At 75.7% G+C, this 13,223-nt stretch carries 3 protein-coding genes; all 3 read right to left on the reverse strand.

Annotation, left to right across the window (positions count from 1 at the left end):
* Nucleotides 1-138: 138 nt before the first annotated feature.
* From ACTG9Q_RS12365 to ACTG9Q_RS12375, 3 genes are read right to left on the reverse strand one after another with little or no spacing between them, the layout of a single operon-like run.
* Entirely contained in the window at nucleotides 139-1,998 is a 1,860-nt protein-coding gene (locus tag ACTG9Q_RS12365; RefSeq protein WP_455572858.1) for a hypothetical protein, read from the reverse strand.
* Between the two features lie 5 nt (nucleotides 1,999-2,003).
* Nucleotides 2,004-2,777 carry an ABC transporter ATP-binding protein gene (locus tag ACTG9Q_RS12370; RefSeq protein ID WP_455572859.1) on the reverse strand — a complete coding sequence of 258 codons (774 nt, stop codon included), beginning with the start codon at nucleotides 2,775-2,777 and terminating at the stop codon, nucleotides 2,004-2,006.
* A 56-nt stretch (nucleotides 2,778-2,833) separates the two neighbouring features.
* Nucleotides 2,834-13,195: an SDR family NAD(P)-dependent oxidoreductase gene (locus tag ACTG9Q_RS12375; protein WP_455573081.1), complete on the reverse strand. Its 10,362-nt coding sequence runs from the start codon at nucleotides 13,193-13,195 to the stop codon at nucleotides 2,834-2,836.
* Nucleotides 13,196-13,223: the final 28 nt, after the last annotated feature.

Below are 13,223 nucleotides of genomic sequence, written 5' to 3' on the forward strand. Positions count from 1 at the left end.
GGACTGGTTTCACGCTAGTAATGGCCCTGGGGGCGACCAACCCCTACGGCCCCCACGCCGAATGCGCGAGGGACTCCCCCCGGACCCGTAGGTGTCCGGGGAGAGTCCCTCGGCGTTATGCGACCCCTATGCGGGGTGTCAGACGGCCAACCCCTGTTTGTCGCTCACCGACCCTTGCTCCTCGCGGGAGCGCGCGCGGCGGAGCTTGGCCCGCTCGGAGAGGAAGACCCGCACGGCGATGGTGAAGGCCACCGCGGCGATCAGGGCCATCATGGCGATGGTCGGCCACTGCCAGGGTTCGGGCAGGTGCAGGGCCAGGAACCACACCTTGGCGATGTCGCCGGTCAGCTTCATCACCGTGGGCACGAGCGCCTGGGGGAACAGGGCGATGCAACCGACGCCGAAGCTGCCCCACAGCAGCCGCCGCCTGGTCTTCGGCATGGCCGCGAACACCGAGGCGTCGGCGGCGGCGCGCTCCCGGGCCTCCTTGCCCGCGCGCATGAGGTACAGCAGCTCCGGGCCGCGGTCGGCGAGCTTGCGCACGGCGAGGCCGCCGAGCGCCGTCCAGTAGAACAGGCTGGTGATCACGCCGACGGCGACCCCGAGGACCTGGATCTCGTCGCTGCCCATCGCCGCGCCGATGGCGACCGGCACCAGCGCGGGGATGGTGAGCACCAGCGCGGCGACGAGCGTGGCGAACGCGCCGCCGACGGCGTCGCCGCGGTCCATCGGCGAGTACCGGTCGCGGTGCGGGTCGGGGCCGGGCGCGAGCTGGGTGAGCCCGATCAGCGGGACGAGGGCCACCCCCGCGCCGAGCACGGCGGTCGTCGCCGCCGACGCCCACGGCCACAGGCCGTACTGCCCGCTGAGCACCGTGCCGAGGATGGAGAACAGCACGGCCGCAGGCGCGAACAGCGTCAGCCAGGCCAGCTGCCTGCCGCGGACGTCGTCGGCCTCGGCGCCTGGCGTGACCAGGGTCAGCCACAGCGCGGTGCCGTCCTCGCCGTAGAGGTTCGCGCTCATCGCCGCGCCCATGAGCGCGGTGAGCGCGCCCGCGAACGGCAGCATCGCCGACGAGCCGAACGCCAGGGGCACCAGGCAGCTCAGCACCGCGAACACCGGGGCGGCGACGAGGATCTGCACCCGCCCCGGGCTGCGGCACCAGGTGCGCATCTCCTTGGCGTAGACCGAGCGGGTGCCCCCGATCGCCTGGGCCGGGAGGTTCGCGGTGCCGCGGACGGCGGGCCTGCCCAGCCGGGGCGGGCCCAGCAGCCTGCTCCAGGCCAGCAGGAGCACCCCGGCCAGCGCGACGAGCCCGAGCAGCGCCAGCGCGGCCACGCCCCAGTCCCGGCGGGCGGCGGCCTCGATCGCGACCAGGCCCCAGCTCGACGGCAGCGCCCGCACGACGGCCGAGAAGCCCGGCGAGAAACCGGTCGCGAGGACAACCTCGACGCCGACGAAGATGATCCAGCCCGAGGAGGCCACCACGATCATCACCGCGGTGATCACCCCGCTGATGACCGCGCCCGAGCGCGAGCGCGACAACGCCCCGAACATCCGCGCGGTGAGCCGGGACAGCAGCACCACCAGGGTGAGCTGCACCAGCGTCGCGGGCACCGCGACCACGACCGGGAGCACCCCGCCGAGGCGGGCGGCGAAGACCACCAGCGAGAGGAACGCCACCAGCGTGACCGCGGTGGTGATGCCCACGAACGCGGCGCCGAGGAGGCCGACGGCCAGGGTGGGCTTCGGGATCGGCAGCAGCGCGAAGTGCTCCGCGCGCAGCGCCGAGTCGCCGACCCACGCGGGCGCGACCATCCAGCCCAGCGTCCAGATCGCCAGCACGACCGCGAGCAGGTCGAGGACCGTGCCCAGGTCGCTGCCGAGCCCGGCCACCCCGATGGTGGCGAACGCGGCGACGATGCCCAGCAGCGCGCCGACGGCCGTCCAGTTGGCGTTGCCGCCGGTGCTCGCCCGGCGCAGAATCGCGAGCTTCATCCCGATCAGGACGCCAACCACGACAGGCCCTTCGCCTCGGCGGTGTCGGCGCCGACGAGTTCGACGAACGCCTCCTCCAGGGTCCGGCCGACGCGGACGCCGTCGACCGGCCCCTCGGCGAGGACGGTCCCCTTCGCCATGATCGCCACGGTGTCGCAGAGCTGTTCGACCAGGGCCATCACGTGGCTGGACAGCACGACGGAGCCGCCGCCCGCGACGAACCCGCGCAGGATGGCCTTGAGCTTGGCCGCCGACACCGGGTCGATGGCCTCGAACGGCTCGTCGAGCACGAGCAGCCGGGGCGCGTGCAGCAGCGCGCACGCCAGGCCGACCTTCTTCCGCATTCCGGTGGAGTAGTCGATGATCAGGGTGCGCTCGGTGTCGCCGTCGAGTTCCATCACCTCCAGCAGCTCCGCGGCGCGCTCGGTGACGGTGGCGTGGTCGAGGCCGCGCAGGCGCCCGAGGTAGGTGAGCAGTTCGCGGCCGGTGAGCTGCTCGGGCATGGCGAGGCCGTCGGGCAGCACGCCGAGCATCTGCTTGGCCTTCTCGGGCTCCTGCCACAGGTCGACGCCGAAGACCAGCGACCGGCCCTCGTCGGGCCGCAGCAGACCGGTGGCCATCGACAGCATGGTGGTCTTGCCCGCCCCGTTGGGGCCGACGAGCCCGTAGAAGGAGCCGGGAGCGACGGTGAGCTCGGCGTGCCTGACCGCGACGTGGTCGCCGAAGGTCTTGTGCAGTCCGGCTATCGCCAGTGCGGGTGGGTGGCCGGTCGCGTTCACGCGGGAACTCCTTCGGTGGGGAACTGCGTCGTCGGGTCAGGGTCCGGGGCGGGCGGTCAGTGGTGCGGGGCGAGGTCGTCGGCGAGTTCGCTGTCGATCAGGTCGAAGATGGTGTCCTCCGTGGCGTGGGCGAGGTCGTCGTCATCGGCACGGTCGTCGTCGGCCGGTGTCGACCCGGTCCACTTGGCCAGCAGCGCCTCCATCCTGGCCCGGACCTTGGCCAGGTCCTGGCCGTCCAGGTCGGGCAGCAGGGCGGCCACGCGCTCCAGGTCGTCCAGGGCGACCGCGGCGGGTGACGGCCCGGCGGGGACGACCTCGGACAACAGGAACACGGCCAGCGCGTCCGGGGTGGGGTGGTCGAACACGAGCGTGGCGGGCAGCCGGACGCCCGCCACCGCGGCCAGCCGGTTGCGCAGCTCGACCGCGGTGAGCGAGTCGATCCCGAGTTCGGTGAACGGGCGGTCGGCCCCGATCGCCTCGGGTGCGGCGTGGCCGAGCACGAGTGCGGCGTTGGCCCGGACCACGTCGACCACCACGCGGACCTGCTCCGGGCGGGGCAGGCGGGCCAGCTGGTCGGCCAGGCCCGCGGTCTTGGCCGGGTTGGCCGCGGCCCGGGTCGCCGGGCGCACCAAGGCGCGCAGCAGCGGCGGGACCGGTGCCCCCGCGGCGCGGAGCCCGGCGAGGTCAAGGTTGGCGGGCACGAGGTGGGCCGGGGACAGGGCGGTGGCCGCGTCGAACAGCGCCGTGCCCTGCGCGGTGGTGATCGCGGTGCCGCCGCGCGCCCTGTCGTGCTCGGACAGGGCGCCGGTCATGCCGCCCTCCCACATCCCCCACGCCAGGGCGGTCGCGGGCAGGCCGGCACCGCGGCGCTGGTGGGCGAGCCCGTCGAGGACGGCGTTGGCGGCGGCGTAGTTGGCCTGCCCGGGGGTGCCGAACAGCGCCGACGCCGAGGAGTACAGGGCGAACAGGGCCAGGTCGGCGTCCGCGGTGAGCTCGTGCAGGGCCAGCGCGGCGTCGGCCTTGGGCGCCAGCACGGTGTCGACGCGGTCCGGGGTGAGCGATTCGACCGTCCCGTCGTCGAGCACCCCGGCGGCGTGCACCACCCCGGTGAGCGGGTGCTCGGCGGGGATGTCGGCGAGCAGCGCGGCGAGCGCGGCGCGGTCGGCGACGTCGCAGGCCACGACCCGCACGTCCGCGTCGAGGTCGGGGGCGCCGGTCCCGCCCCGGCTGGCCAGGACCAGGTGGCGGACCCCGTGCCGGGTGACCAGGTGCTCGGCCAGCGCGCGGCCGAGCGCGCCCGTTCCGCCGGTGATCAGGACGGTGCCGCCCGGGTCGAGCGGGCGCGGGATGGTGAAGACGTTCTTGCCGGTGTGCCTGCCCTGGCCGATGTGCCGGAACGCGGCCTCGGCCTCGCGGATGTCCCAGGCCCGCACCGGCGGCAGGGTCAGCGCGCCCGCGTCGAACAGGGCGACCAGCTCGGCGAGCATCTCACCGGTGCGCTCGGGTCCCGCCTCGCTCAGGTCGAACGAGCGGTAGGCCGTGCCCGCGGGGTCGCGCAGGTCGGCCTTGCCCATCTCGATGAACCGACCGCCCTCGGCGAGCAGGCGCAGGGAGGCGTCGATGAACTCCCCGGCCAGGGAGTTCAGGACGACGTCGACAGGCGGGAACTTCTCGGCGAACGCGGTGTCGCGGGACGAGGCGACGTGCTCGGCGTCGAGCCCGGTGGCCGCCCACTTGGCGGGGCCTGCGGTGCCGAAGACCTCGGTGCCGAGGTGGCGGGCCACCTGCACCGCGGCCATCCCCACCCCGCCCGCGGCGGCGTGGACCAGCACCGACTCCCCCGACCGCAACCCGGCCAAGTCCACCAGCGCGTAGTAGGCGGTCAGGAAAGCCATCGGCACCGACGCCGCGTCCACAAAGGACCATTCCGGGGGTATCGGGGCCACGAACCGCCGGTCGGTCACGGCGACCGGCCCGAACGCGCCGGACACCAGGCCGAAGACCCGGTCGCCGGGGCGCAGGTCGGTGACGCCGTCGCCGACCTCCAGCACGACGCCCGCCGCCTCGGTGCCCATCGCCGCGGCCTCCGGGTAGGCGCCGAGGGCGATGAGGACGTCCCGGAAGTTGATGCCCGCCGCGCGGACCTGGACGCGCACCTGGTTGGCCGTCAGCGGTTCCGGCGTGCTCGGCAGCAGGTCGAGGGCGTCCAGCGTGCCGCCCGCGGGCGTGGCCAGGTGCCAGGTGGGCGCGTCGGGCACGATCAGCGCGGGCAGGGCGGCGGCGCGGACCAGCCGGGGCACGACGACCTCGCCGCCGCGCACGGCCGCCTGCGGCTCACCCGAGGCGGCGATGGCGGCGAGGAGGTCCGGCGGCGTGTCCCCGTCGGCGTCGACCAGCACGAAGCGGTCGGGGTGCTCGGTCTGCGCGGACCGGATGAGCCCCCACGCGCCCGCCGCGCCGAGGTCGGTGACGGTGTCGCCGGGGCAGGCGGCGACGGCGCCCCGGGAGAGCACGACGAGCGGTGCGCTGGCGGTGTCGTCGCCGAGGCGGTCGTGCACCAGTGCCAAGGCGTGGTGTATTACCTCGTGCACCGAACCCGTGGGCAGCCACGCCACGGCCAGGTTCTCCGCCGCTGGGTCCTCCGCCGCCGCGGGCAGCGTGATCGGGGCCCACTCGACGGCGAACAGGGCGTCGTCAACGGGCCGGGCCGGGGCGGCGGCGGGCTTGCGCACGGTGAGGGAGTCGATCAGGGCGACGGCCGCGCCCGCGGCGTCGTGGAGCCTGACGCGCAGGGTCTCCGGGCCGGTGCGGGACAGCCGCACGCGCAGCATCGAGGCGCCCGTGGCGTACAGGGAGACGCCGGACCAGGTGAACGGCAGGCGCGCGGCGCCGCCCTCGATCAGCTCGCCCGCGCCGACGGCGTGCAGGGCCGCGTCGAGCAGCGCCGGGTGCAGGCCGAACGCGCCCGGGTCGGTCCTGGCCCGGTCCTGGTCGGGCATGGCCACCTCGGCGACCACCTCGGCGCCGTCGCGCCACACCGCCCGCAGGCCGCGGAACGCCGGGCCGTAGTCGAGGCCGACCGCGGCGAGGCCGTCGTGGAGGCCGGTCAGGTCGACGGGCCGGGCGCCGGGGGGCGGCCAGGCGGTCAGGTCGAACGGCTCGGCGACGGGTGTCTCGGCGACGGTCCCGCTGGCGTGCCTGGTCCACTCGGCGGTGTCGTCGTCGGGCCGGGCGTGGATTTCCACGGCGTGGTCGGCGGTCACGACGACCTGCACCTGGACGGCGCCGTCCTCGGGCAGCACCAGCGGGGTGTGCAGGGTCAGCTCGTCGACCGAGGGGCGGCTGACCCGGGCGCCAGCCCGCAGCGCCATCTCCAGCAGCGCGGTGCCGGGCACGACCACGCGGCCGAAGACCCGGTGGTCGGCGAGCCAGGGCGCGGCGGCGGTGGAGAGCCTGCCGGACAGGACGACCCCGCCGGAGGCGAGCGGCACCTCGGTGTCGAGCAGGGGGGCCTGGCCGCCCAGCCAGTACCGCTCCCGCTGGAACGCGTAGGTCGGCAGGTCGACGGTCCGGGCGTCCCAGGTGGCGAACAGCGCGGCCCAGTCGACCGGGGTGCCGCGCGTCCACGCCGTGGCGACGGCGGTGAGCAGCGTCGAGACCTCGTCGCGGCCGTTGCGCAGCGTGGGGGTGGCCTCCTCGACGTGCGCGCAGAGCACCGGGTCGGGTCCCAGTTCGAGGAACGTCGTGACGCCGTCCTCGCGCAGCCGCGTGACGCCGTCGGCGAACCGGACCGTGTCGCGCACCTGCCGCACCCAGTAACCCGGATCGGTCACCGCACCGAACATCGGGATACGCGGCTCGTCATAGGTCAACGACTCGGCGACGGCGGCGAACTCCGCCAACATCGGCTCCATCAGCCGCGAGTGGAACGCGTGCGACACAACAAGCCGCTTCACCCGCCGACCCTCAGCCCGCCACACCGCCTCCACCGCGCCGATCTCCTCTTCGGCGCCGGACACCACCAGCGAGGTGGCGCTGTTGACCGCGGCGATGTCGATGCCCTGCGGCACCTCGGCTTCGGTGGCCTCCACCGCCAGCATCACGCCCCCTGGCGGCAGGGCCTGCATCAGCCTGCCCCGCGCGGCGACCAGGGCACAGGCGTCGTCCAACGAGAGCACACCCGCGACGTGGGCCGCGGCCAGCTCGCCGATCGAGTGCCCCAGCAGGAAGTCCGGTCGCACCCCCCAGGACTCGACCAGCCGGAACAACGCCACCTCCAGGGCGAACAGCGCCGCCTGGGCGCCCTCCGTCCGGTTCAACGACTCCGCGTCGTCCAGGGGAACGCGGTCGAACCGCGCGCACACCTCGTCCAGGGCGGCCGCGAACACCGGGAACGCCGCGCGCAGCTCCCGGCCCATCCCAACCCGCTGGGCGCCCTGGCCGGTGAACAGGAACGCGGTCCGGCCCTCGGTCGCAGTGCCGGTGAGCACAGTGCCGTTGAGCATGGGGTCGGTGAGCACGAGGCCGTTGAGGGCGGGGCCGGTGAGCGCAGAATCGTTGAGCGCGGTGCCCTCGGTTGCAGCGCCGTTGAGTGTGGGGCCAGTGAGCACAGGGTCGTTGAGCACGGGGCCGTTGAGTGTGGGGCCGGTGAGCGTGGTGTCGGTGAGCAGCACGGCCCGGTGGGCCAGCGCGGCCCGGGTCGTGGCCAGCGACAGCCCGACGTCCACCGGGCGCTTCCCGGCCACAGTGGAGCGCACCCGCTCGGCCTGGGCCATGGCGCCCTCGGCGGTCCGCGAGGACACCACCCACGGCACCACGGCGGGGCCGTCGGTGTCGGGTGGGGTGACCGGCTCCGGCGCGGGCGCTTCCTCGATGATCGCGTGGGCGTTGGTGCCGCTCATGCCGAAGGAGGAGATCCCGGCGCGGCGCGGGCGTCCGGCGCGCGGCCACGGCCTGCCCTCGGTGAGCAGCGAGACCGCGCCCGCGGTCCAGTCGACCTCGGGCGTCGGCGCGTCCACGTTCAGCGTCGGCGGCAGGTGGCCGTGCCGCATCGCCTGCACCATCTTGATCACGCCAGCCACACCCGCCGCCGCCTGGCCGTGCCCGATGTTGGACTTGACCGACCCCAGCCACAGCGGCTCGTCCCGGTCCTGCCCGTAGGTGCTGAGCAGGGCCTGCGCCTCGATCGGGTCGCCGAGGCGCGTTCCGGTGCCGTGCGCCTCCACGGCGTCCACATCGGACGGCCGCAGTCCGGCGTCGGCCAGCGCGGCCCTGATGACCCGCTGCTGGGCCGGGCCGTTGGGCGCGGTCAGCCCGTTGGAGGCGCCGTCGGAGTTGATGGCCGACCCCCGCAGGACGGCCAGGATCGTCCTGCCGTTGCGTTGCGCGTCGGACAGCCGCTCGACCAGCAGCAAGCCCACTCCCTCACTCCACCCGGTGCCGTCCGCCGCCGCCGCGAAGGACTTGCAGCGCCCGTCGGCGGCCACGCCGTTCTGCTTGCCGAACTCCACGAACGCCGCGGGCGTCGCCATCACCACGACCCCGCCCGCCAGCGCGAGGTCGCACTCGCCCCGCCGCAGCGACTGGGCCGCGAGGTGCAGCGCGACCAGCGACGACGAGCACGCGGTGTCGACCGAGACCGACGGGCCCTCCAGGCCGAGCGCGTAGGACACCCGCCCGGAGACGACGCTGGCCGAGCCGCCGGTGGCCAGGTACCCGGAGGCGGCGGGCAGCAGCGACACGTAGTCCTGCCCGCTGGTGCCCGCGAACACGCCGGTCCGGCTGCCGCGCACCGAGGTCGGGTCGATGCGGGCTCGTTCGAACACCTCCCAGGACGCCTCCAGCAACAGCCGCTGCTGGGGGTCCATCGTCACCGCCTCGCGCGGGGAGATCTCGAACAGGCCTGCATCGAAGTCCGCGGCGCCGTCGACGAACCCGCCGACGCGCGTGCGCGGCGCGTCCGGACCGGAGAGCTCCCACCCGCGGTCCGCCGGGAAGGGGCCCATCCCGTCGCCACCGGACATTACCAACCGCCACAGGTCGTCCGGAGAGGACACCCCTCCGGGGTACCGGCAGCTCATGCCGATGATCGCGACAGGCTCGTCGGCCGCCCCGCCGCCTGCTGACGTTTCCTCGACAACCGCACCGGTCAGCTCGGCCAGCAGGTGGGCGGCGAGCGCGGCCGGGGTCGGGTAGTCGAAGACCAGGGTCGCGGGCAGTGCCAGCCCGGTCGCCCCGCCGAGCGCGGTGCGCAGCTCGACCGCGGTGAGCGAGTCGAACCCGAGGTCCCTGAACGGCCTGCGGGCATCGATGGCGCCCGCGCCGGAGTGGCCGAGGACGGCGGCCGCCCTGGTCCGCACGAGGTCCAGGACGATCCGGTCCCGGTCGGCGGCGGGCAGGCCGCGCAACCGGGTGGCGAGAGCGGAAGGCGCGTTCGCCGCGGGCCGCCGCCCGCGCAGCGCGGGCAGGTCGGCGAGCAGCGGGCTGGGCCGGGACACGGTGAAGGTGCCGGCGAACCGCGGCCAGTCCACATCGGACACCGCGACGCAGCCGTCGCCGCCGTCGACGGCCGTGGCCAGCGCGCCGATCGCGCGGGCGGGGTCCATCGGGACGAGCCCGCGGCCGCGCAGGTACTCGGCGGTGGCGCCCGCGGCCACCATGCCCCCGCCCGCCCACGGCCCCCAGGCCACGGACGTGCCCGCCGCGCCGCGAACCCTGCGCCGCTGGACGATCGCGTCGACGGCGGCGTTGGCCGCGGCGTAGGCGGCCTGTCCCCCGCTGCCCCACACGCCCGCGACCGAGGAGAACACGATGAACGCCTCGGCGTCGGGCAGCAGTTCGTCGAGGTGCGCCGCTCCCGCGACCTTGGCGGCGAAGACGGCGTCGAGGTGCTCGGGGGTGATCTCGGGCAGCGCGGTGAACTCCGCCCAGCCCGCGGCGTGCACGACCGCGTCCACCGGGTGCGCGGCCAGCAGCGCGGCCAGTGCCTCCCGGTCGGCCACGTCGCAGGCGGCCACGGTGACCTCGGCGCCGAGCGCGGTCAGCTCGGCGGCCAGGCGCGCGGCGCCCGGCGCGTCGGGGCCGCGCCTGCTGGTGAGCACGAGCCGGGTGGCACCGCGGTCGGCCAGCCAGCGGGCGGCGTGGCCGCCGAGCGCGCCGGTGCCGCCGGTGACCAGCACCGTGCCGCTCGGCCGCCAGGGTCGCCCCGCCCGGGAGGCGGGCGCGGGCTGGAGCCTGCGGCCGAACGTCCCGCTCGGCCGGATCGCGACCTGGTCCTCCCCCGCGGTCCCGGCCAGCACCCTGGCGAGCCGGTCGCCCGCGCGGGCGTCGAGGTCGGCGGGCAGGTCGACCAGACCGCCCCAGCGGTCCGGCAGTTCCAGGGCGGCGACCCGGCCCAGCGCCCAGACCGCGGCCCCGGTCGGGCTGGGCCGCTCGCCGCTGACGGCGCCGCTGGTGGCCACCCACAGGGGCGCCGTGGTCCCGTCCAGCGCCTGGATGAGCGCGACGGTGTCGGTCAGCGCGGTGGTCTCGTTCAGGGCGAGCAGGGACAGCACGCCGTCGACCGGTTCGGCGGGCGGGCCGAGGGATGTCGTCCGGCGCACGGTCGCGCCGTGCGCGGCGAGCACGTCGGCGTAGGGCTCGGGGTCGAGATCGGGTGGGCTGACCAGCAGCCAGGTGCCCGACAGCGCGGCGGCCCCGGTGTCGCCGAGGGGTTTCCAGCCGACGCGATACCGCCAGGCGTCCTCGGGAGCGGTCTGGGCGGTGGGCGCGGCGGGCAGCAGCCAGTAGTGCTCGCGCTGGAAGGCGTAGGTGGGCAGGTCGACGCGCGTGCCGCCCGCGACGGACCAGTCGACGCCCGCCCCGGCGACGTGCAGCCGGTCGAGCCCGTGCCACCAGGACTCGACCTCGCCGCGCCCCGCCCGCTGCAGCGCCACGGCGCCGTCGACGAACGCGGACAGCACCGCGTCGGGCCCGATCTCCACCCAGGCGCCGACCTCGGCGTCCCGCAGCCGGGCAACCGCGTCGGCGAACCGCACGGTGTCGCGGACCTGCCGGACCCAGTACGCCGGGTCGGTCACGTCCCCGCCCACGATCCTGACCCGCGGCTGGTGGTAGGTCAGCGACTCGGCGACGGCGGCGAACTCGGCCAGCATCGGGTCCATGAGCCGGGAATGGAACGCGTGGGAGACCGCCAGCCGCTTGACCCTGCGGCCCTCGTCGCGCCAGGCCCGCTCCAGCGCCGCGATCTCGGTCTCGGGCCCGGAGACCACCAGCGAGGTCGGGCTGTTGACGGCGGCGATGTCGATTCCGGCGGGCACCTCGGCCTCGGTGGCCTGGGCCGCGAGCATGGCCCCGCCGCTGGGCAGCTCCTGCATGAGCCTGCCCCGGGCCGCCACGAGCGCGCAGGCGTCGTCCAGGGTCAGGACCCCGGCCACGTGCGCGGCGGCCAGCTCCCCGATCGAATGGCCGATGAGGTAGCGCGGGCGTACGCCCCACGACTCCAGGAGCCGGTACAGCGCGACCTCGAAGGCGAACAGGGCGGCCTGGGTGTGGCGGGTCTGCTCGAGCAGGCGCGCGTCGTCGAACGGCACGTCGCCGAGCCGCGCGCACACCTCCTCCAGCGCCGCGGCGAACACCGGGAACGCCGCGGCCAGCTCCCGGCCCATGCCCGCGCGCTGCGATCCCTGACCGGTGAACAGGACCGCGACCCCGCCGGACGCGGCGGTCCCGGTGACCACCGCGGGGTGGTGCTCGCCGAGGGCCAGCGCGCGGAGGGCGTCGCGGTCACCCGCCGGGACCACGGCGCGGTGCTCCAGCGCGGCCCTGGTGGTGGCCAGCGAGAACGCGACGTCGGCCGGGTCGGCCAGGTCGGCCGCCGGGTCGGTGGCGGCGCGCAGCCGGTCGGCCTGGGCACGCAGGGCCTGCTCGGTCTTGCCGGACAGCACCCAGGGAATACGTGCCGACGGCACGGGATGCCCGGCGAACTCGGCAGCGGAGGGCTCGGCGGGCCCAGTGACGGGAGGCCGGGCGGGTCCGGCGGGGGAAGGCTCGGCGGACTCGGCAGCGGGAGACTGGGCGGGCTCGGTGATGGCGGGCTCGGCGGGCTCGGCAGCGGGTGCCTGCTCGATGATCACGTGCGCGTTGGTGCCGCTGACCCCGAACGCCGAGACCCCGGCGCGGCGCGGGTTCCCGGTGTCGGGCCACGGCTGGGGGTCGGTCAGCAGCGACACCGCGCCCGAGGCCCAGTCCACGTGCGGTGAGGGCTGGTCGACGTGCAGGGTGCGCGGCAGCCGCCCGTGCCGGATGGCCAGCACCATCTTGATCACGCCCGCCGCGCCCGCCGCGGACTGGGTGTGGCCGATGTTGGACTTCACCGAGCCCAGCCACAGCGGGTGCCGCCGGTCCTGGCCGTAGGCGGCCAGCAGCGCGGCGGCCTCGATCGGGTCGCCCAGGGTGGTGCCGGTGCCGTGCGCCTCGACGGCGTCGACCTCCGACGGCGTGAGCCGGGCGCCTGCCAGCGCGTCGGCGATCACCCGCTGCTGGGCCGGGCCGTTGGGCGCGGTGAGGCCGTTGGAGGCCCCGTCGGAGTTGACCGCGGACCCGCGCAGGACGGCCAGCACGGTGTGCCCGTTGCGCTGGGCGTCGGAGAGCCGTTCGACGAGCAGCAGCGCCACGCCCTCGGCCCAGCCGGTGCCGTCGGCGGCGGCGGCGAAGGACTTGCACCGCCCGTCGGCGGCGAGCCCGCCCTGCCTGCCGAACTCGGCGAACGCGCCGGGGCTGGCCATCACGGTGATCCCACCGGCCAGCGCCATCGCGCACTCGCCGCGGCGCAGCGCCTGCGCGGCCAAGTGCAGGGCGACCAGCGCGGAGGAGCACGCGGTGTCGACGGTGATCGCCGGGCCCTCCAGCCCGAGGGCGTAGGCGACGCGGCCGGTGAGCACGCTCGGCGCGGCCCCGGTGCCGAGGTAGCCCTCGATCTCCTCGGTGGCGGGCGTGGCCGCGCCGTAGCCGGAGGTGGAGGAGCCGACGAACACCCCGGTGCGGCTCCCGCGCAGCGACAGCGGGTCGATGCCCGCGCGCTCGACGGTCTCCCACGCCGTTTCCAGCAGCAGCCGCTGCTGGGGGTCCATGGCCAGCGCCTCGCGCGGGGAGATGCCGAACAGGGCGGCGTCGAACTGGCCCGCGTCGGGCAGGAACCCGCCGACGGCGGCGAGGTCGGCGGGCCAGCCGCGGTCGGTCGGGGCCGCGCCGATCGCGTCGGCCCCGGTGTCGAGGAGGGTCCAGAGGTCCTCGGGCGAGGCCACCGCGCCGGGCAGCCTGCAGGCCATCCCGACGATCGCGACCGGCTCGGCGGCCGCGTCGACGAGGTCGCGGTTGAGGGCGCGCAGCCGCTCGGTCTCCTTGAGCGAGGTGCGCAGCGCCTCGACGTACTGCTCGAGCGTGGGG

The sequence above is a fragment of the Actinokineospora lacus genome, from assembly GCF_053813445.1.